This window comes from Seonamhaeicola aphaedonensis (genome assembly GCF_003386195.1).
Classification (GTDB): Bacteria; Bacteroidota; Bacteroidia; order Flavobacteriales; family Flavobacteriaceae; genus Seonamhaeicola; species Seonamhaeicola aphaedonensis.
In genome coordinates, this window is record NZ_QRDX01000006.1 from 36,945 (window position 1) to 58,012 (window position 21,068).

Consider the following 21,068-nt stretch of genomic DNA (forward strand, 5'->3'; position numbering starts at 1 on the left):
AGTTGATGAAAATTATGAAAAAAACAACTCTATTAGTTTTACTTGTAGTTATTTGTGCTTGCAATAAGAAAGTTGTGGAGTTACCTGAAATAAGTCATTCTGATATCACTGAAATTCAAGATGTCTCTGCGGCCTACTTGTTTTATGACGAAACCCAACCCGATAGCGTTTTGTTAAATAGAAAAAACTTGATAAGTACAACCAATTGGCTGGTTAATATTGATAAACGACTCACTCTAAAACAAGTCATTCCTTATATTAAATTTCTACAAGAGAAAAAAGCTAATGCAGGCCATAAAAATGAACATGCTAAAAATTATTTTACGTGTCATGATACCGGTAGAAATAACTTGGGGTTTGTGGAGTTTACCGAGATTACCTATCATAGCAAAGAACCCATTAATTTTATTTCTAAAATCTCAGATATCCCAACTAAATATCAAATTATTTTAAACTTTAACTCGAAAGAAAATATTGAAATATTACACTTCGTCCATTTGGAAGAAATAAAAACTAATCTAGTAGGATTAAAAAACTATTTAAAAAACATATCAAATAGCTTAAATAAAGATATTGAGCTACTAGTTGGCTTTAAAGAAACCTCTTCATTTCAAGATTATATTTCCAATAAATCCAAACTTTTAAAATTAGATTTAGAAAATGTAACCATATCTAAAAACGAATTTATTTATTAACTCTATTTTCTTAAATTTACCAAAACCATTTGCCATTGAATATCTTTAACGACATCTTAAACCTACGCTTTATAGATTATCTTGATGTTGTTCTGGTGGCCTTCCTGCTTTATTATATATACAAACTGGTAAAAGGTACTGTTGCTATCAATATCTTTCTTGGAATTCTTATTATTTACGGCGCCTGGAGACTGACCGAATTTTTGGATATGAATCTTTTGAATGGACTTTTAAGAGGTTTTATTGAAGTTGGTATCATTGCACTGATAGTAGTATTTCAACCAGAAATTAGAAAGTTTTTACTCATGGTAGGATCTACCAATTTAGGAAGACGCGTAAAGTTTTTACAACGTTTTAAGTTTTTAAAAACCGATGCTACCAATACCACCAATGTGGATGCTATTGTAGCAGCTTGTAATAAAATGTCTATGTCTAAAACAGGTGCTTTAATAGTTTTTGAGCGTAACAACAATCTTGATTTCTTAACCTCCTCTGGTGATGAAATGAATATTAAAGTTACGCAACCCATTATTGAAAGTATATTTTTTAAGAACAGTCCGTTACACGATGGTGCCATCATAGTTAGTAATAATATAGTAAAAGCTACACGTGTAATTCTTCCTGTTAATAATGAGAAAACCATACCCAAACGTTTTGGGTTACGCCACAGAGCTGCCATTGGAGTTACAGAAAAGACTGATGCTTTAGCGTTGGCAGTAAGTGAAGAAACCGGACACATTTCTTATTTTAAAGACGGTGAGTTTGTTGTTTTTGAAGATGCTTCTCAGTTAATATCTATGATTAAAAAAGATTTAATGTGATGAATTGTAGAAATTGTGATACTACATTAAGAACAGACTATTGCTTTTGTCCAGATTGCGGAGCAAAAGTGGTAAGAAACAGAATTACTATTAAAAACTTATTATATGTTTTTTTTGAACGCTATTTTAATCTAGATAATACCTTTTTTAAAACTCTTAGGCATATGATAATAAAACCACAAGAAGTTTGTGGTGGCTATATTGCCGGTGTGAGAAAAAAAATATTTAAACCCTGTTAGCATGCTTGCCATTGCTTTAACATCTTCTGGTTTTATTCTGTTTTTAATGAAAAAGGTGGCTTGGGGTAGTATTGACTTTTTGAAAATAGGCTATGCCCAAACAAGTTCTGGTGCTAGTGGCTCTGAAAAAATCATGTCGGCTACCATGGAATACAGTTCTTTATTGTATTTCCTTTACATTCCAATGATAGCATTAGCAAGTTATTTAGTGTTTAACAAAAAAAACTACAACTATGCAGAACACTTTGTAATTTCTATATACTCACTCACAAACTTTAGTATTATTTCAACAATCTACGCTGCTATTTTTTAATAGTTGACCCTCAACTATACCTAAACACTGCTTTGTTATATCTTATATTCATGATTTTTTACTGTATTTATGTAGCGCACAAAAATTCCAAATATCAGAAGATTTCCTTGCTATGGAGAATACCCGTATTTTGGTTTATTTTCTTTATTGGATATATGGGCGTTTCAATAATGACTATTGTTGTGCTATTTGTTACAGGCGATATTACATTAGAGGATTTTATTCCAAAAATTAAATAACTGCTTCCTCTTGTAAAAACTGCACTTCGTAAAGGTTTTTGTAGTAACCGTCTTTCTTCTTGAGAAGTTCAACATGTGTGCCTTGTTCTACGATGTTTCCAGAGTCCATGACAATGATTTTATCAGCTTTCTTGACAGTAGCTAATCGGTGTGCTATCACAATGGATGTTCTTCCTTTCGTAATTTTATCGGTAGCATTTTGAATAAGTTGCTCAGAATAAGAATCTACTGAAGACGTTGCCTCATCTAAAACTAAAATACTAGGGTTGGTTACGTAGGCTCTTAAAAATGAAATTAATTGTCTTTGGCCCGATGATAACATAACACCGCGCTCCTTGACATTATAATGATAACCATTTGGTAAACTCATAATAAAATCATGAATACCAATTTCTTTAGCCGCCTGTTGCACCTGTTCTTCGGTAATTTCAGGGTGGTTTAATGTTATATTATTGAGAATTGTATCAGCAAACAAAAACACATCCTGAAGTACTACCGCTATTTGGGTTCTTAAAGAAGCAAGGGTTACCTCTCTAATATCAATACCATCGATCAAAATAGCACCTTCATTGATTTCATAAAATCTATTAAGTAGGTTGATAATAGTAGATTTCCCTGCTCCTGTTGCACCCACAATGGCTACGGTATCACCTGCATTTACGGTTAAGGAAATACCCTTTAAAACATTTTCATCCTCTACATAACTAAAATGTACGTTGTTAAATTTGATTTCGCCTTTAAAATGCTCAGCAACTAAGGTGCCTTTATCATCAATTTGTGAGGTAGTATCTAACACTCTAAAAACTCTTTTGGCTGCTACCATTCCCATCTGAAGAGTATTAAACTTATCTGCCATCTGTCTTAAAGGCCTGAATAACATAGGTATATACATTATAAACGCAATTAGAGTACCTTGTATATCGGTACCCTCAATTGTTTTTATGCCTCCGTACCAGGCTACCAAACCAATAACTATTGAAGATGCTAAATCTGGTATTGGAAAGAAAAATGAGTTGTACCAAATAGTTTTTAGCCAGCCTTTTTTGTGTCGCTCATTAATCTCTTTAAAATTTTCGTGTTCAATTTTTTCACGAGTAAAAAGCTGAAGGATCTTCATACCTGTAATACGCTCCTGAACAAATGAATTTAGGTTAGAGACCTCGGTTCTTACCTCTTCAAAAGCTATTTTCATATATTTTTGAAATAGTCTTGTTGCGTATACCAAAACGGGTAACATGACAAACACAATCATACTGAGTCTCCAATCTATATATATCATCACCATGAAAACAACCACCATAGCCAACATATCTCTAAAAATCATGAACAACCCTTGTCCAAAAATATCGGCAATACGTTCCATATCAGTTACCGATCTAGTGATTAATACACCAACTGATGAGTTATCATAATACTTCATTTTAAAACGAAGTAAATGATTAAATAATTTAATCCTAACATCTTTTACAAGACTTTGTCCCAACCATGATGCATAATAGATAAAAACAAGTTGAAATATTGTCTGCAAAATCAATGCAGCTAGCATGATAATTATGTAAAACAAGAAGGTCTCTGGCTTATTTAATTCAATTCCCTTATCCACTGCATCTTTGGTAAGATAAGGTGTTGCAGCACCAATACCTGCCAACAACAATACCAAAAAACACAAACTTGTAAATGTAAGTTTATAGGGTTTTATATATTGAAACAGACGTTTAAAGAGTACAAAATCGAATATATTTTCTTTCTTTTTAGTCATCTATTTTTATACTATTTGGATATTCTACCTGTGTTAAATACAGAGCATGTGCTGGTACAGAATACCCAGCTTCACTCCTATCCTTAGATTTTATGATGGTATGCAAATCATTAACCTCAATTTTTCCTAAACCAATGCTTACCATGGTACCTACAATAGCCCTTACCATATTACGCAAAAACCTATCTGCCTTTATAACAAAATGCAGCTCATCGCCATTTGAAAACCAATCGGCTTTCATGATGGTACAATGATACGTTTTTACATCGGTATTACTTTTTGAAAAGCATTGAAAATCTTTATACTCAAATAAAATTTTCGCTGCTTCTTTCATTTTATTTACATCTATGTCTTGCTTCATATATAGCGCATTATGATATGTAAATACATTCTTGTCGAGCGTAATTCTGTACAAATAAGTTCGGCTTAAAGCATCAAAACGAGCATGGGTGCTGGCTTTCACTTTAAAAATTCTGTGAATGGCAATATCTTTGGGTAAAAAGGAATTCAATTTATGAGTAAGCTGAGCTTCATCAAAACCAACTATGGTATCAAAATGAGCAAACATTTGTTGAGCATGAACTCCAGTATCGGTTCTTCCTGCGCCTACTATAGCAATTGTCTCTTTTAACAATGTAGACAGTGCTTTCTCGATGACTTCCTGTACTGAAATAGCATTGGGTTGATTTTGCCACCCATGATAACGACTACCATTATAAGAAAGTTCTATGAAATACCTCAAACTGTTTTAATACTTTTGCTACACCTGCAAAGATAAACACATTTATGTCCTGACACCTATTGGGATTAGATTTAAGGATTAATATTTTTAAGAATGACCAAAATACTCCTACTTTCAGACACCCACGGATATATTGATAACAACATTTTAAAGTATGTAAAACAAACCGATGAAGTTTGGCATGCAGGCGATATTGGAGATTTAGAAGTTATAGATGCTATAAAAGCACTAAAACCAGTAAAAGGTGTTTATGGCAATATTGATGATGCTAAAGTTAGAACAGAATTTCCAGAACATAATAGGTTTATGTGTGAAGAGGTTGATGTTTGGATGACCCATATTGGTGGATATCCGGGTGCTTATAATACCAGAGTTAGAGAAGCTATAAGAGAAAACCCACCGAGACTTTTTATTTGTGGTCATTCTCATATTTTAAAGGTTATGCCCGACAAAAAGTTGAATCTAATTCACATGAATCCTGGAGCAGTAGGAAAACATGGATTTCATAAAACCAGAACCATGCTGCGTTTTACTATTGATGGCAAAAAAATAGACAACTTGGAAGTAATTGAATTTAATAAGCGTTAATTAGCGTTAAGGATTTCAGCAAGTTACCTTGTAACGCGGAAAGCTAGACCCAAAGAATAACTCCCAAATAAAAAAGCCCAAGATCTTCACCTTGGGCTTACGCACTAATACTACTAAGATATTAGGTTTTATCGTAATCTATCTACAGATTTTACAAGGTCTTCATCCTTTTTAATGGCTTTATTGGCTAATGCCAAAAACACGATAGAAATAATAGGAATGAACAACCCAACACCTTTCTCAGAACCATAAAATTCTCCAGATGAAATTAGAGATTGATATACAAAAAATCCTAGTAAAATAAAGTTTAATATGATGTTAAGACGTCCCAACATAAATTGAGACTTCCTATTTTTGTATCTAAATATTGCTACCACAGAGAAAAATGCCGAGGTTAAAAATGCAGCAAATACATAGTTGACATCTTTAGCCCATACCTGTGTTCCGTCATCTAAGCCCCATAAATAGAAGGCATAAATTAACCCTCCAGAAGCTCCGGCAGCAAGCATAAGATATATGGTTTGTATTCTCTGTAACATATAATTTTTAAAACTGGTGAGCAAAAATAATAGTTTATTGTAGAAATAAGTACTAAAAATTAAAATAAAGTTGTATAATTGCAGTGATAATTCACAACAATCGCTATTACAGGCGGTTAATTCTCCAGATTAAAACCAATTTTTTCTCAGAATTACTCAAAATTTTTATTCAAAAAATTATATTCAATATAAACATCAATGTTTGAAATTTCGCAATTAAAAGAAAAGAAACTCTCTGATTTACAAGAGATTGCAAAAGAATTAAGTATTCCTAAGTACCGTTCTTTAAAAAAATTAGACCTAGTTTATCAAATACTAGATCATCAGGCAGCTAACCCTAAATCTGTTGCTGAAACAAAGTCTAACCAGACAGAAACAAAACCAAAAAGACAAAGACAACGCATTCAGAAACCTGCCCAAAATAACGAAGAGAAACCTTCTGTTACCTCAGAGGTTCCAAAAGCTAAAGCTATTGAGCCCAAAAAAGAAGAGCAACAGCAAGAAAAACCTAAACAAAAGCAACATCAGCATAAAAATCAACAAAAGCATCAACATAAAAATCAAAAAAATACTGTTGATAATGGTAACAAAGATAGTAGAAACCGTTACCGAGAACCAGATTATGAGTTTGATGCCATTATAGAGAGTGAAGGTGTTCTAGACATTATGCAGGATGGGTACGGATTTTTACGATCTTCCGATTATAACTACCTATCTTCTCCCGATGACATTTATGTATCACAATCTCAAATTCGATTATTTGGATTAAAAAAAGGTGACACTGTTTTAGGTAATGTAAGACCTCCCAAGGAAGGTGAAAAATATTTTCCTTTAATTAAGGTTAATAAAATTAATGGTCAAAAACCGGAGGTAGTAAGAGACCGTGTGTCTTTTGAACATTTAACACCTTTATTTCCAAAGGAAAAATTCAATATTGCAGAGAAACAGAGTACCATATCAACAAGAATTATGGACTTGTTTGCTCCCATTGGTAAGGGGCAACGTGGTATGATTGTTTCTCAACCAAAAACGGGTAAAACCATGTTACTTAAGGATGTTGCCAATGCTATTGCTGCTAACCATCCTGAAGTTTATTTAATGATTTTACTTATTGATGAGCGTCCTGAAGAGGTAACCGATATGCAACGTAGCGTTAGAGGTGAGGTAATTTCATCAACCTTCGACAAAGAAGCCCATGAGCACGTTAAAATTGCCGACATTGTTCTTGAAAAAGCAAAACGCCTAGTAGAATGTGGTCATGACGTCGTGATTCTTTTAGATTCTATCACGCGTTTGGCAAGAGCTTACAATACAGTACAACCAGCTTCTGGTAAAATATTAAGTGGTGGAGTTGATGCTAATGCATTACATAAGCCAAAGCGCTTCTTTGGTGCTGCCAGAAATATAGAAAATGGTGGTTCTTTAACTATTATAGCAACTGCACTTACAGAAACTGGGTCTAAAATGGATGAGGTAATATTTGAAGAATTTAAAGGAACTGGTAATATGGAACTTCAGTTAGATAGAAAAATATCTAACCGAAGAATTTTCCCTGCTATCGATCTTACATCATCAAGTACGCGTAGAGATGACTTATTACTTGATGAAAATACTATTCAACGTATGTGGGTACTACGTAAATACCTTGCGGATATGAATCCTGTTGAAGCTATGGAATTCACCAATGAACGCTTCAAACAAACTAGAAATAATGAAGAATTTTTAATATCCATGAATGGATAACCTCTACTAACTTAACTAAACAACTGGAGAGCCCTAACAGAAATGTCAGGGCTTTCTTATATGTCTAAAACCTAACTGTTATTGTATTTTTAAAATATTATTTGAATATATTAAATAAATTGTAACCCTTGTGAGCCACTAGCTTAAAGATTCTAAAATTATTCCTAATCTAACCAAATTCTAAAATCTTTGACACGCTCACGAGCAACAATTAAATCTTGTTCGCTGTAAGAACTTAATTTTATTTGTAACCGCGAGTTAGTATAGCTTACCATGTCTTTAATGGCATTAATATTTATATAAAACTTACGGTTTATACGAAAAAAGGTTTGAGGTTCTAATTCATCTTCAAGTTGTTCTAAAGTTGTATCAAGCAAATAATTCCTACCGTCTGAAGTGTGTAAATAGGTTCCTTTATTTTCAGAGTAAAAGCACTCTATTTCATCAACATTTATAAGCTTTAAATGCTGCCCAACTTTTACAGAAAAGCGTTTTTTATAATCTCTATCAATAGGATTTATCAACAACTTTTTTATATCTGAAAAATCTAATGTAACCGTCTGGTTTTGCGGTAAATGTTCTTTGTATTTTTCAACGGCCGTTTTTAATTCTTCAGAATCAATTGGTTTTAATAAATAATCTATACTATTAAGTTTAAAAGCTTGTAGCGCATAGACATCATAGGCTGTAGTGAAAATTATTGCCGACTTAATTTTAATGGCTTCAAAAATTTCTAACGATAAACCATCGCTTAATTGTATATCTAAAAAAATTAAATCGGGGTGTTGATTTTCCTGAAACCATTGTACAGATTCTTCAACCGAATGCAACATAGTTTCGGCTTCAATATTAAAACTAGCCAACATACGTTGTAAACGTCTCGCCGATGGTTTTTCGTCTTCTATGATAATTACTCGCATAGTTTTCTAGTAGTTTTTGACAATCTTTTTTTTATTGAAATTCACTTGAGTTTTCCTGTTCTTTTTCCATGAATTCGTTTATTTTCCGTTCTTCCCAGGATTTGCTGAAAAACAAATTTTTACCAAAAACCCCTAAGGCATGAAACCCAAGGCCTATACCCCAAAAAAGTGGTGTTGCCAACGTACCGAAATGCCAGATATTCCAATTACTTCCCCTACCAATCATTATTACAATAAAGATGTTTACTGCTAAATACCAGAAGGCATGCCAGTAGAATCCTTTAAGTTCTTTAAGCCGTTTTTGAGCTCTTAAATAGGCATCTTCTCTTCTAAAATGTTCTTGATTGTAATTTTGTTCTAGACGTCTCATAATCTTAATATTTAGTTCCAATGACTTTGCTTTTCTTCTTGCATAAACTGTTCTATTTTGCGTTTTTCCCAGCCTGCTCCAAATGCTTTATTACTGTAGAATACCCTAAATGCCTGTGTTACCAATCCTAATCCCCATCCAAACATTGGAAACCAAAACCATTGAAAATTCCATGAGGTTTTATAGTTTACAAAGGCTAAAAAGGGAATTACAAAAACGTATGAAATTAGGCTATAATAAAAACCTTTTAATTCTTCAACGTGATTTCTAGCTCGTAAATATCTGTCGTTTATATTATTTGATGTTTGTTGTCTCATTACTGATATTTGTTTTGTAAGCATTGGAAGGGCTACCAAAAACTTATTTGTTTCTTTAGTGATGTCTACTGTTCTTGTTGTTAATAAATTATATCGTTGCATAATATTATTTAATCCAACGCCACTACTTCTCCTTACTATTTGCTTTGGTTGCAAATTATTTTCAACTACTAGAAAACCATCATCTTCATAAATTCTAATATGCAATGGTTTGTTAGTGGTTACCATATTATGTTTTACGGCATTCTCTAAAAGCAGTTGTAACGATAAGGGCACTACTTTACTTTCTGGGTTTTGTGCTTTTTCTGGTATAGTAAATACAATACTGTCTTCAAACCTCATTTTAAGTAAAGACATATATGTTTTTGCAAAACTCAACTCTTCATCTACAGATACCAATTCCTTATTTTTTTGCTCTAAAACATACCTGTATACTTTAGAAAGCGAGGTTGTAAAGTCCTGTGCTTTATCTGGGTGTTCTTCTATTAAGCTAGTTAGCACATTTAGGCTATTAAAGAGAAAATGCGGATCTAACTGGTTTTTAAGCGCATCAAATTTAGCACTGGCAGTTCCTGCGATTACTTTTTGCTCTTTAATTCTGTTTTGTTGGTGTCTGTTATAAAAATAAATAACATGAAAAACAGTGACTATAACCAGAGTTATCCATAAGCCAAATTGATAGTTTTTAAATGATTGGTTTGAGATAAACTCCAAGAAAGACATCCCTTTTAAGGTTAGGGAAACTAACATATTTAATACAAACAAACATATTATTGTAATGATTGTAGTTCCTAAAATCCCTAAAACAATACGCTTGATAGTATCTTTTCTTTTCCATGAGCGTTTTTCCATATAATCGAAAAAGAACTCATTAGAAAAGCCTATAACAAAAGAGTACAATTGATACAAAATAAAACTTACTACAAGTTGCTCTGTATTCTTATACTGAAAACCATTAGATAACGAGCTTCCAATAACAAACACAATAACACCTATTACAAATGCTAAAAAAATATTCTTTTTAAGACTCCTCTTCATTATATGTCTTTATTAAGTTTTATTTGCCGCATGATTGTAATAGAATTTCAACCCGCTCTTTTCCCCAATGAGGGTGAAACGGTGATTCTGGTTTAAAATTAGCAAAAAGTTCTAAGGCTTTTTCTAAATCTTTACAAAATGGTGTTGTATCCTGTCCAAAAAATTTGGCACTGCCCATATTCCATTCTGCTTCACAATATATTACTCTCGGATTATTGGGTGCTATAGCCTTGGCTTTAGCATAAAGTTCAACTACTTGAGGAGACATCGTCATTCCATAAGTGGCACCATCGTGGGCTACCCAAGCGGTATATAACAGCGCTTGTAGTACCATAATTTCGGGATTGTTTTTAGAAATTGCTTTAGCGTCATTAATAAAATCTTGACCTTTTTTTAATTTGGCTGTTAATTTTTCTATATCTCGCTCTCCAAAGCTATTTACAATATTTACTTGAGCTGCATAATAAGCTGGCAACCAATTATCTGATTCTGCGTTGGCAATGCGTTCAAATAAATTAGAGGTTTCAATAATATTACCTGTTTCCCAAATTTCAAAGGCCTTTTGCATACCTTTTTCATAATTTGTTTGAGATTGTACAAATCCAGAAACTACTAGTGTTGCAATGATGATTAAATGTTTCATGAGTTAAATTTTTAGATTAATTACTGTTCGTTTTTTTAATTTTCTAACAACTAATTAGAATGGTTTTAATTTGATTATGAAACAAATATTAACCTAAAGCCTAGTCTTTTTAAAAAGTGAATGACCGAACCGTTATTTTTTGATGATGAATTGTATTGAATAAAAAAACCAAGAGATTACAAATAACCTCTTGGTTTCCCCACATTGATATAAAGAACTTTTTACAAACCTAACCTTCTAAATACTTGAAGAAAATAGGCACTGCATAAGATACTTTAACAGGTCTACCACGTTGTTTGCCAGGTTTCATTTTTGGCAACAAACTAATAATACGTTCTGCTTCTTTTTCCAAAATCTTATCTGGTCCTCTTGAACGAATTCCATTAACAACACCATTAGTGTCTACTACAAATAATACAGATACTCTACCTTGAATACCCAAATCTAGAGCAGCTTCTGGATACGTAAAATGCTTAATTACATGTTCTTGAATTTTTGTTTGGAAACAAGCTTTGGTTTTCTCTTTAGATAAACCTTCACATCCTGGAAAAACAGGTACATCTTCTATAACAGCAAAAGCTACTTCAACATCTTCTTCAACCTCAACAACTTCTACATCTTCTACATGAACAACTTCGGCAATGGCATCACTTTGGTCTGTTTCAGTACTTTCTATTATAGTTTCTTCCACATCCTCTACATCATCAACAATCTGTAAATTTTCCTGAATAACGGCTGGTGGCGGTGGCGGTGGTGGAGGTGTATTAATTTGATCCACTAAGGGAATTTCCTCTTCAAGTTCGCTTTGAATGTCTAACACATCAATTGACACTAACTCTTTTTCGTAGCTTTTAAACTCTAACATTTGCCACGAAAGAAGTAACATCAAGTTAAGACCAATAGCAAAATACAAGCTGCTATTGCGCCCTATTTCTAGGTTTGGATTCTTTTTTGGTTTCATGACTCTAGTATTTAATATTCTAAAGTTAGAATTTAAACACTAGAAAAACTATGACAAAAATCATGTAATTTACTGGTTTACAAACCACTGCACAAACAAAAAACAATAAATAATTGAGGTAATTTATACTACCTATTAAACCTACCTGATATATTACCTTCTAAAATATCCGTAACCTCTTTAACGGTTGCCAAATTAATATCCCCCTCATAGGTATGCTTTAAAGCACAGGCAGCACTTCCAAATTCCATAGCTTTATAATCATCATAATTTTTTAAACCGTAAATCAAACCGGCAGCAAAAGCATCTCCAGTACCTATTCTATCTACTACATGCGTTATATCTAAATCTGCAGTTTCTCTAAATTCTTTCCCGTTCCACATTCTAGCCCTTATTTTATGCCAAGAAGAATTTACTGAGGTTCTAATCTTATCAAATACTTTTTCAATAGAAGGAAAGGTTTCCATGAGCTCTTTTGAGGCAATCAAAAAATCCTCATTGCTATAGGAGTAATTGGTTCCTAAAACCTCATTAATTTCGTTGATACCTCCAATAAAAACAGTTGAAAGATTCAATAACTCAATGAGTGCTTCCTTGGGGTCTTTTCCATAATTCCATAGGTTTTGTCTGTAAGTAGGATCGGCAGAAACGGTCATACCTTTTGCTCTTGCCAGTGTTAATCCATTCTTTAAAATATCAAAAGCATTTTGCGATAACGCTGGTGTTATCCCTGTCCAATGTAACCAATCAGCATCAATAAGAGCTTCATTCCAATCCACCTTGTGCGGTTGTATTTCAGAAAATGCTGAATGCGACCTATTATATGAAATATTACTGGGACGCATCACAGCGCCCACTTCAAAAAAGTAAACTCCTAATGGACGTGTTGACCTGCCTATCGAAGAAGTATCAACATTAAACTTGTTTATGTAAGATATAGCAGCATCTCCAATAAAATCACTAGAAACAGCACTTATATGTTTTACGTTACCTCCAAAATTAGCTATAGAAATCCCTACGTTTAACTCAGTACCTCCAAAAAAGAACTCCACTACATTCGATTGAATAAACTTTTTCTTGCCTCTTGGTGAAATACGCATTAACACCTCTCCAAATGTTACAACTTGTCCCATGGTAAATTATAAACTTTAAATTTTATGGAAGATAATTAATTTATTGAATTTAAAGCTATAAATTATATAACTGGTTACTTTCTTATCCTCGCTAATATTCCAAAAAGAAACCAATGAAAAAAACTGGTCTGTAGCTACTTTTAAAACACTTTTTTTAAATTACACATTAGGACCAATGGTATTTATATGATGATAACTATTTGTAAATTTATGGCCTAAAACATTATTTACTAAATTAAAATTATTAAAAAAAGTGACTAATAATTTGTAGAAAAATTGAGATCAATATTTTTTTATATATTAGCTAATAACACTTAAAAATATAGCTAAATCTATATTATAGATTTTATTTATAGTTTTTATTTAAAATATTGATTTTCAGATATAATAATTTAACATATTAAACTTTTAATTTAATATAATAAATATTTTCAAAAAGCATATATTTCATTATAGAAAACTCCACTTCTTCCCATACTTTATTCAGAAAAAATGATATTATTTCTAACTATCATGTAACGTTTTAAATCAATATGCTACTTACCTATTAACTAAACCATCATTATTGAAAAACGAATTAGAACAAAGTTTTGTAGAACTGCTTGAAAAGCATCAGAATATTATACATAAGGTTTGTCGCCTATACACTAATAATTATCATGCGCACAATGATTTGTTTCAAGAAATCACCATTCAGCTTTGGAAAGCTTATCCTAAGTTTCGTGGCGATTCTAAATTTAGTACCTGGATGTATAGAGTTGGGTTAAATACAGCTATTACTTTATACCGAAAGTCTAAAAGAACCATCTCTACTCAAGATTTTGAAGGCGTAGCTTTTAAAATGACATCTGAAGTCTATGATGATACCGAAGAACAACAGTTAAAAATACTTTATAAGGCAGTGCACCAATTAAATGATATTGAAAAAGCACTTGTTTTCCTGTATTTAGAAGATAAGGATTATAGAGAAATAAGTGAAACAATGGGAATTAGCGAAGTGAATGCCCGCGTGAAAATGAACCGAATTAAGAACAAGCTAAGAACCATTTTAAATCCGTAAGCTATGGATGGATTAGATTTATTAAAGAAAAATTGGAATAAAGAGCAAGAAAGCGATAAGTTATCGGCAAAAGATATCTTACCCATGCTACATAAAAAATCGTCATCAATTGTAAAATTGTTATTTTATATAAGTGTGGGAGAATTGTTTTTCTGGATTATAGTAAATTCTATACCCTACTTTACATCCGATAGTTACAAAGAAAGACTAGACCAGATTTACTCTGATAACGCTATGATTATATTAAGTGTATTTAGCTATGCCGTTATAATACTTTTTATCTATTTGCTTTACAAATCATACAAGTCTATATCGGTTACCGATAATGCGCGTCGCTTAATGAAGAGCATTATAAACACGAGAAAAATTATTAAATATTATGTGCTTTACAACCTGATTATGGCAGGTATTTCAATGATTATAGCACTTTATTATTCTTTTCACAACGACCCTGATGCTGTTAAACTACTTGAAGAAATAGACGGAAAAGGTATGATGATTTTAATTGTTGCTAGTACATTTTTTACAGCTATTTTAATTGTTATAATATGGTTGTTCTACAAGCTTATCTATGGATTATTGTTGAAACGACTTAACCGAAATTACAAGGAACTAAAAAAATTGGAGATTTAGTATTTGGGCATTCCCCCGCTGGGTCGCAGAGGCTCTCAAAGCGAGGTCGGGCATTCGCTACTCGCTCCCTCCTCCGTCAGGGAGCTCAAACAGACCGCTCAATCCCTAACGCAAAAACCCGTCAACTTCGATAACATCACCAACCTGTATGTTATCGATTAAGATATTACCCACTCTTACACGTACCAATCTCAAGGTTGGAAACCCAACCGCTGACGTCATTTTTCGTACCTGACGAAACTTACCTTCTTTCAATGTTATCGAAATCCAACTTGTTGGTCCGTGGCGGTCATCACGTATCTTTTTTGAACGGATTGGTAACTCTGGAATGTCATTTAACTTAACAACCTCACAAGGCTTAGTTAAATACTTCTTTCCGCTAAAACCTATTTCAACACCCAATTTTAAGATATCAATAGCATCATTGGTAATATCTCCATCAACTTGAGCATAATATTCCTTTTCTACTTTTTTACTATTTATAAAATCGCTCATCTTACCATCGGTAGTTAACAATAACAAACCTTCTGATTTTTCATCTAACCTACCAATAGCCATAGTGCCATCTGGAAAATTGAACAACTCACCCAGAAATTTCTTTTTCTGTTGTTTAGAATCTTCACTTTTAAACTGACTTAAATATCCGTAAGGTTTGTAGATTACAAAATGTCTGTGTTCACTAGAAACTTTCATTTAAAATACTATAAACAAGTTCTTTGGTAACTAGTTGCACATTAATTTTTTCTCTAACAACTTCAAATAGTACTTTAAAATCGCAACCTGTTTTATAGGCACTACATCCATAAGCTGTACTTCCTTTAATTATATTACCTTTTTTACATTTTGGACATAATAAGGTCTCAGACTTAGACTTTTTCACTGTCCTTTTGGGTTCTAATTTTAATTGAAAGTTTTCATCAAGTCTTAACAATCCTTCAATAGTTCCAGAATTAGCTTTAAAACCTTTGAGATTTACTGTGGAGCCTTTTTTAAGTAAACGCACAAACTGTTTTTCGGACACTTTCTTGCCATAAATGTTAAAAGGCAACTTAAAATCACATCCCGCTTTATAGGCACTACAACCGTAAGCAGATTTTCCTTTTATTAAATTACCTTGTTCGCACTTTGGGCACGTTTCAGCTAAAATTCCAGCTTCTTTAATTGTCTTATCTTTGACTTTACTTGCCTTAACCTGAGTTACATGTGAGATATTAGCACGTTTAGTCTCACTTCTCACTTCATACACCAAAGCATCAACCATGCGTTTCATGTTTTTTATAAAAGCCCCAGCACTAAACTCACCCTTCTCAATATCCTTCAATTGCTTTTCCCATCGCCCCGTTAGTTCAGCCGATTTTAATAAATCATTCTGAATCGTATCTATTAATTGAATACCTGTTTCTGTTGGTAAAACTTGTTTTTTATTTCGTTTTATATATTTTCTTTTAAAAAGCGTTTCTATGATATTAGCACGTGTTGAAGGACGCCCAATACCATTTTCTTTCATTAAATCTCGCATTTCATCATCATCAACCTGTTTACCAGCAGTTTCCATAGCTCGTAAAAGAGAAGCTTCTGTAAACTGATTTGGCGGCTTTGTTTCCTTTTCTAAAAAGGATGGCTCATGAGGTCCTTTCTCACCTTTGATGAAATTAGGCAATACATTAGACTCTTTTTCTTTAGAATTTAGAATCTCAAACACTACACGCCAACCTTTATCCAAAATTTCCTTACCTGTGGTTTTAAAGAATACATTGGAAGCTTTACCCACAACGTTTGTATTAGACACCAAACAATCTTGATAAAATACTGCAATAAAACGCCTTACAATAATATCATACACCTGTTGTTGTGCTGGTTGCAAACGATTTTGTATCCCTGTTGGGATGATAGCATGATGATCGGTTACTTTTTTATCATTAAAAACCTTAGTTGATTTTTTAATCTTTTTACGCAATAGCGGTTGTACTAAATTAGAATAATTGGTTAGCTTTTTTAAAATACCTTCCACCTTCGGGTAAATATCACTTGGTAAAAAGGTTGTATCTACTCTAGGATACGTAACCACCTTCTGTTCATATAGATTTTGTACAATTTTAAGGGTTTCTTCAGCCGAAAATCCAAACTTCGTATTACAATATACCTGCAACCCTGTTAAATCAAATAATTTTGGAGCGTATTCTTTCCCTTTCTTTTTGGTAATTGAAACAATTTCAAATTCACTTTCTTTAACCTTATCAGCTAAAATTTGTCCGTCTTCCTTTTTGAAAAAACGCCCCTCTTCATAGCTAAAAAGCGCATCTCTGTATTTAGTTTGTAATTCCCAATATGGCGTTGGTGTGAAATTTTGAATTTCCCTGTATCTATTGACCACCATGGCTAATGTTGGAGTTTGCACCCTTCCAACAGATAATACTTGTTTATAACCCCCATGTTTTAAGGTGTACAACCTAGTAGCGTTAATGCCTAACAACCAATCACCAATAGCCCTTGAAAAGCCAGCATAAAACAAGTTATCGTAGTCCGATGCTGGCTTTAGGTTTTCAAAACCTTCTTTAATCGCCTCGGTTGTTAAAGACGAAATCCATAAACGTTTCACATTGCCTTTATAATTTGCCTTATTCATCACCCAACGCTGTATAAGTTCTCCTTCTTGTCCAGCATCTCCACAGTTTATAACCTCATCGGCTTTTTCAAACAAACTTTTTACAATTTTAAACTGTTTTTTAATACCAGAATTAGAGACCACTTTAACCTCAAATTTTTCAGGAAGCATGGGTAGGTTATTCAAATCCCAACTTTTCCAATAAGGTTTATAGTCTACTGGTTCTTTTAAAGTACATAAATGTCCAAAGGTGTATGTTACCGCATAACCATTACCTTCAAAATAGCCATCATGTTTAGTATTAGCACCTAAAATGGCAGCAATTTCCCTGGCAACACTTGGTTTTTCTGCGATACAGACTTTCACTTAATCTTAAATTTACAACGACGCAAAATATAAAAATTGAACCCTTTTTTAAAGTGGAGTTATCAGGAGTTATTAACTTTAGATTTCTTAAGGATTATAGACCTGTCCTCTATGAGGCTTTAAAACATCTCGAACCGAAGGCATTTCACTTTCTTTAACCACCATGAATGCCATAGTATGACTATCATTTACAACATCAACCCCTGTTACATTTAGGGATAATTTTTCTTTAACTATGTAATCCTTCAAGTGTTTTACATGATGCTCTGCTATCTTTTCAGAATCCGGTCCTCTAAAATCCCAAATTAGTTTTAGTTGCCTCATAAAAAACTACAATTAATTTTTTGTAGTGTTTACCACTCCCTTAGTTTGTTCAGTTCTTCTTGTTCTTTTATTTGCTGTGGTGTGAGTACTTTTAGGAACGATGGGTGTTGCTCTATGGCAAACTCAATTTTCTTTACAATCTCATCGGTAGTTTCACCATCATAATCAATTTCTAATGGCTGCTTAATTTCCATAGATTGCAGTATATTTTTCTTTTTAATTCTAATACCCTTTTTATCAAAAGACCTCCTAAAACCATCAATTACAATAGGCACTACAATAGGTTTGTAACGCTTAATGATATGCGCTGTTCCTTTTCTAATGGGCTTAAACGGTGTGGTAGTCCCTTGCGGAAAGGTAATGACCCAACCATCATCAAGAGCCTTTCCTATATTAGAAATATCACTCATACGTACCTGACGATTAACATCTTTACCTTCTGCTCTCCAAGTACGCTCAATACTCACCGAACCCGCATAAGCTAGCAACTTAGGCAAAAATCCGGCTTTCATAGTTTCTTTAGCTGCTACGTAGTAGATATTTAGTTTAGGATTCCAAAGGTATCCTACATTTTTGATAGAGTCTACGCGCCCACTTAAACTAGCATTGAACACATGGAACATAGCCACTACATCAGCAAAATACGTTTGATGGTTTGAAATAAAAAGGACATTTCTTTCGGGTAATTCTTTAATGATTTCGGAACCTTCAATTTGAAGTTCATTAAACCCTCTAAAACGCCTATGCGTCATAGCTCCCATAATTCTGATGAGCCATTTTTTTAAAAAGAGTATATGTCCGAAAGGATTTCTTTTAAACAATCCCATGCCTTCACATTAAGGTTTGGTTAGTATTGCAAAAGTAATAGAAACCTACATAACTACAAGAGTTGTTTTAAAATGTCTTTAATTTCACTAAGCATCATGGCTGTTGCTCCCCATACTACATAATTGTTTAATTTAAATGCAGGCACCTCTACCTCAACATTATACGATGTTTTCACCTTTTTTGAAGTGATGACATTCTCATCTAAAAAATGAGTAAGTTCTACCTGAATAATAGTTTCCACTTCGCTTTCTTCTTTTATAAATTTTGGTGTTTCTTTAGTAACAGCCATAAAAGGTTGCACATTAAAATTACTAGGTGGTATATAAACTTGGGTTAATTTTTTTACAATTTCAATATGATTTTTGGACACACCAATTTCTTCGTTTGTTTCTCTTATGGCAGCATCCAGTAATGAATTATCGTGATCTTCTAGCTTACCTCCAGGAAATCCCACTTGGGCAGAATGAACACCGTTATAGGTTTTTCTCAAAATAAGGGCTAATTTAGTTAGGTTTTCTTCGCTCGGATAAAACAAGGCCAACACACCTGCGCTTTTGGCATTTTTCATAGCTTCTTTTTGACGCTTGACCAGTTCTAAACGGTATGGAGGAACCATTTTAAACTGAGATGCTTCGGCGGGAAGAGGTATATTTTCTATTTTTGAAATTGATTTTAAAAATTCATCGAAAATCATAAAGTATGCGCTATACGTTGTTATTATTTCTTTTCGCTCTTTTTTTGAATTGTGAAGATAAACAAACTAAAAGGAAAAACACACTAGAGACCCCTCAAACAAAAACAGAGAAAAAACAAACTCAAAAAGATACTGATACCATAGGCAAAAGACCTTTTCCAAAGTTAAATTCGCGCAGTGCCATGGACTTCTTTTTAAAGTATAATGAGGAACACAAAGAAAATAAAGTACGCATATTTACAGATTTTGGAAATATTGACATTCTACTTTTTAATGAAACAAGATTCCATCGTTCTAACTTTATTTTCTTAACAAAACAGAAATATTACGATGGCACTCAATTTTACCGCGTTGTTCCTAATTTTATCATACAAGGTGGTAATGGTGATGATAAGATAACACCAAAAAAACGAGCCTATATTGGAAAATATTTGCTGCCTGCAGATACAAAAAGAGGTTTTAAACATGATCGAGGTGTTGTTTCCATGCCAAGTAGCGAAATTGACAACCCACATAAATTGGCATCTCCTTATGAGTTTTTTATTGTGCAACAAAAAGGTGGTGCCTATCATTTAGATGGCGATTACACTATTTTTGGTAAAGTAATTAACGGAATGGATGTTGTTGACAAAATTGCCGATGTAGATACTGATGATGGTGAATGGCCCATGCAAAATGTGTATATAAGAAAAGTAGAGATTATTGAATAGATATTAATTGATAAAACTACAATTTGTATTGCAAACCCTAACTTTTACCCAAACTACATATTCTGGGTGTAATAATTGTAATCTTTTAAAATTACATCAATAAATTCTATATCGGTTTTTTGTTTAATTTCCTTGATACCAACTACTTCAACTATTTTTTTTCTAAGTTTTATAAGGGTTTGATAATCTTTTGCCAGTTTTGCGGTGGTAAAGGTATCTTTAATAATACGTGCATCGTTATCCGATAGCTTAATAACATTAGGATACGTTGGCACATAATCGGCCTTTAAATTTTCCAAAATTGTATGTTTAATAGACACACTATCTCTTAAATTAATAACACCTGTCCCTGCTGCCATATCTCCAATTCTTTGTGACTTTTTACTAAATATAATCACAAAGAAGCCTAGAAAAAATAAATAAATATCAACTATCCTAAAAAACCACCGTACTACATAGTCTGAAAGTGATGCTTGAAATCCATCAATTTTAACGACCTTAATTTTTAAAGCTTTTTTACCAATGGTTTGTCCGTTTAATAATGATTCCAAAGTCACTGTATAAAACATCACTGGAAAGCTCAAAACCGTATTTATGGCTATTTGTGACCATTCGTCCATATTGTCGTAAGCCCCTACCGTCCAACTCAAAATCAGCATATAACCAATCTTAATTGCCCAATCAATAATGAAAGCCAAAATTCGTTCCCCTATTCCAGCCGTAATGAAATTTATTTTGACATTTTGAGTCGTGTTAATTTGTAACTCTGACATTTTATATTTTAATTT

24 protein-coding genes are annotated in these 21,068 nt (G+C 33.0%); 9 read left to right on the forward strand and 15 right to left on the reverse strand.

The genetic code is table 11. The annotated features are described in order from the left end of the window. Positions 1 to 14 precede the first annotated feature (14 nt). The 4 genes from DFQ02_RS10475 to DFQ02_RS10490 are packed head-to-tail and all read left to right on the forward strand — an operon-like array spanning position 15 to position 2,068. Positions 15 to 695, forward strand: a complete 681-nt coding sequence (locus DFQ02_RS10475) for a hypothetical protein (RefSeq protein ID WP_147297759.1) — start codon at positions 15 to 17, stop codon at positions 693 to 695. Between the two features lie 35 nt (positions 696 to 730). Beyond that, complete coding sequence (locus DFQ02_RS10480; RefSeq protein WP_116524388.1) at positions 731 to 1,516, forward strand: diadenylate cyclase; 786 nt, start codon at positions 731 to 733, stop codon at positions 1,514 to 1,516. Further along, positions 1,516 to 1,755 (forward strand): DUF3667 domain-containing protein, encoded by a 240-nt coding sequence (locus tag DFQ02_RS15445; protein WP_116524389.1) that lies wholly within the window; start codon positions 1,516 to 1,518, stop codon positions 1,753 to 1,755. Before DFQ02_RS10480 ends, DFQ02_RS15445 begins: the two co-directional genes overlap by 1 nt. Before the next feature lies 1 nt (position 1,756). Continuing rightward, on the forward strand, positions 1,757 to 2,068 hold the full coding sequence (locus DFQ02_RS10490) for a hypothetical protein (protein ID WP_116524390.1): 312 nt from the start codon (positions 1,757 to 1,759) through the stop codon (positions 2,066 to 2,068). A 231-nt stretch (positions 2,069 to 2,299) separates the two neighbouring features. On the opposite strand, the gene DFQ02_RS10500 is transcribed toward DFQ02_RS10490, so the two are convergent. Further along, entirely contained in the window at positions 2,300 to 4,066 is a 1,767-nt protein-coding gene (locus DFQ02_RS10500) for an ABC transporter ATP-binding protein (RefSeq protein WP_116524392.1), read from the reverse strand. Continuing rightward, positions 4,059 to 4,808 (reverse strand): tRNA pseudouridine(38-40) synthase TruA, encoded by a 750-nt coding sequence (gene truA / locus DFQ02_RS10505; RefSeq protein WP_116524393.1) that lies wholly within the window; start codon positions 4,806 to 4,808, stop codon positions 4,059 to 4,061. The genes DFQ02_RS10500 and truA overlap by 8 nt, the downstream gene beginning before the upstream one ends. Before the next feature lie 93 nt (positions 4,809 to 4,901). Between truA and DFQ02_RS10510 the strand changes: the two genes are divergently transcribed. Continuing rightward, entirely contained in the window at positions 4,902 to 5,396 is a 495-nt protein-coding gene (locus DFQ02_RS10510) for a metallophosphoesterase family protein (RefSeq protein ID WP_116524394.1), read from the forward strand. A 128-nt stretch (positions 5,397 to 5,524) separates the two neighbouring features. Here the strand turns inward: DFQ02_RS10510 and DFQ02_RS10515 are convergent, their stop codons facing one another. After that, a complete protein-coding gene (locus DFQ02_RS10515) occupies positions 5,525 to 5,935 on the reverse strand; it encodes a DUF4293 domain-containing protein (RefSeq protein WP_116524395.1) in 411 nt (136 codons plus the stop codon). Between the two features lie 198 nt (positions 5,936 to 6,133). Between DFQ02_RS10515 and rho the strand changes: the two genes are divergently transcribed. After that, positions 6,134 to 7,678, forward strand: a complete 1,545-nt coding sequence (rho, locus tag DFQ02_RS10520) for a transcription termination factor Rho (protein ID WP_116524396.1) — start codon at positions 6,134 to 6,136, stop codon at positions 7,676 to 7,678. Between the two features lie 164 nt (positions 7,679 to 7,842). Here the strand turns inward: rho and DFQ02_RS10525 are convergent, their stop codons facing one another. From DFQ02_RS10525 to DFQ02_RS10550, 6 genes are all read right to left on the reverse strand, one after another. Continuing rightward, positions 7,843 to 8,598, reverse strand: a complete 756-nt coding sequence (locus tag DFQ02_RS10525; protein WP_116524397.1) for a LytR/AlgR family response regulator transcription factor — start codon at positions 8,596 to 8,598, stop codon at positions 7,843 to 7,845. 31 nt (positions 8,599 to 8,629) lie between these two features. Further along, the gene (locus tag DFQ02_RS10530; protein WP_116524601.1) at positions 8,630 to 8,968 is read right to left on the reverse strand and encodes a 2TM domain-containing protein; all 339 of its coding nucleotides are present in this window, start codon (positions 8,966 to 8,968) and stop codon (positions 8,630 to 8,632) included. Positions 8,969 to 8,979: 11 nt separating this feature from the next. Then, the gene (locus tag DFQ02_RS10535; protein WP_116524398.1) at positions 8,980 to 10,323 is read right to left on the reverse strand and encodes a histidine kinase; all 1,344 of its coding nucleotides are present in this window, start codon (positions 10,321 to 10,323) and stop codon (positions 8,980 to 8,982) included. Between the two features lie 19 nt (positions 10,324 to 10,342). Continuing rightward, positions 10,343 to 10,966 (reverse strand): hypothetical protein, encoded by a 624-nt coding sequence (locus DFQ02_RS10540; RefSeq protein WP_116524399.1) that lies wholly within the window; start codon positions 10,964 to 10,966, stop codon positions 10,343 to 10,345. Between the two features lie 229 nt (positions 10,967 to 11,195). After that, complete coding sequence (locus DFQ02_RS10545; RefSeq protein ID WP_116524400.1) at positions 11,196 to 11,927, reverse strand: energy transducer TonB; 732 nt, start codon at positions 11,925 to 11,927, stop codon at positions 11,196 to 11,198. A gap of 128 nt (positions 11,928 to 12,055) precedes the next feature. Beyond that, the gene (locus DFQ02_RS10550) at positions 12,056 to 13,060 is read right to left on the reverse strand and encodes a sugar kinase (RefSeq protein WP_116524401.1); all 1,005 of its coding nucleotides are present in this window, start codon (positions 13,058 to 13,060) and stop codon (positions 12,056 to 12,058) included. A 565-nt stretch (positions 13,061 to 13,625) separates the two neighbouring features. Between DFQ02_RS10550 and DFQ02_RS10555 the strand changes: the two genes are divergently transcribed. Further along, positions 13,626 to 14,120 carry an RNA polymerase sigma factor gene (locus DFQ02_RS10555; protein ID WP_116524402.1) on the forward strand — a complete coding sequence of 165 codons (495 nt, stop codon included), beginning with the start codon at positions 13,626 to 13,628 and terminating at the stop codon, positions 14,118 to 14,120. A gap of 3 nt (positions 14,121 to 14,123) precedes the next feature. Beyond that, entirely contained in the window at positions 14,124 to 14,753 is a 630-nt protein-coding gene (locus tag DFQ02_RS10560; RefSeq protein WP_116524403.1) for a hypothetical protein, read from the forward strand. Positions 14,754 to 14,858: 105 nt separating this feature from the next. On the opposite strand, the gene DFQ02_RS10565 is transcribed toward DFQ02_RS10560, so the two are convergent. The 5 genes from DFQ02_RS10565 to DFQ02_RS10585 all read right to left on the reverse strand — a co-directional run bounded on the left by DFQ02_RS10565 (position 14,859) and on the right by DFQ02_RS10585 (position 19,570). Continuing rightward, positions 14,859 to 15,446, reverse strand: coding sequence for a pseudouridine synthase (locus DFQ02_RS10565; RefSeq protein WP_116524404.1), 588 nt, complete (start codon positions 15,444 to 15,446; stop codon positions 14,859 to 14,861). Continuing rightward, positions 15,433 to 17,724: a type IA DNA topoisomerase gene (locus DFQ02_RS10570; protein WP_116524405.1), complete on the reverse strand. Its 2,292-nt coding sequence runs from the start codon at positions 17,722 to 17,724 to the stop codon at positions 15,433 to 15,435. The genes DFQ02_RS10565 and DFQ02_RS10570 overlap by 14 nt, the downstream gene beginning before the upstream one ends. 87 nt (positions 17,725 to 17,811) lie before the next feature. Further along, positions 17,812 to 18,048 carry a hypothetical protein gene (locus DFQ02_RS10575; protein ID WP_116524406.1) on the reverse strand — a complete coding sequence of 79 codons (237 nt, stop codon included), beginning with the start codon at positions 18,046 to 18,048 and terminating at the stop codon, positions 17,812 to 17,814. 29 nt (positions 18,049 to 18,077) lie between these two features. After that, entirely contained in the window at positions 18,078 to 18,875 is a 798-nt protein-coding gene (locus tag DFQ02_RS10580; RefSeq protein WP_116524407.1) for a lysophospholipid acyltransferase family protein, read from the reverse strand. Positions 18,876 to 18,928: 53 nt separating this feature from the next. Further along, positions 18,929 to 19,570, reverse strand: a complete 642-nt coding sequence (locus tag DFQ02_RS10585; protein ID WP_116524408.1) for an NUDIX hydrolase — start codon at positions 19,568 to 19,570, stop codon at positions 18,929 to 18,931. Positions 19,571 to 19,575: 5 nt separating this feature from the next. Here DFQ02_RS10585 and DFQ02_RS10590 point away from each other — a divergent pair, with 5 nt between their 5' ends. Further along, entirely contained in the window at positions 19,576 to 20,280 is a 705-nt protein-coding gene (locus tag DFQ02_RS10590; RefSeq protein ID WP_116524409.1) for a peptidylprolyl isomerase, read from the forward strand. Positions 20,281 to 20,333: 53 nt separating this feature from the next. Here DFQ02_RS10590 and DFQ02_RS10595 read toward each other — a convergent pair whose 3' ends face one another. Further along, on the reverse strand, positions 20,334 to 21,053 hold the full coding sequence (locus DFQ02_RS10595; protein WP_116524410.1) for an RDD family protein: 720 nt from the start codon (positions 21,051 to 21,053) through the stop codon (positions 20,334 to 20,336). Positions 21,054 to 21,068 lie beyond the last annotated feature (15 nt).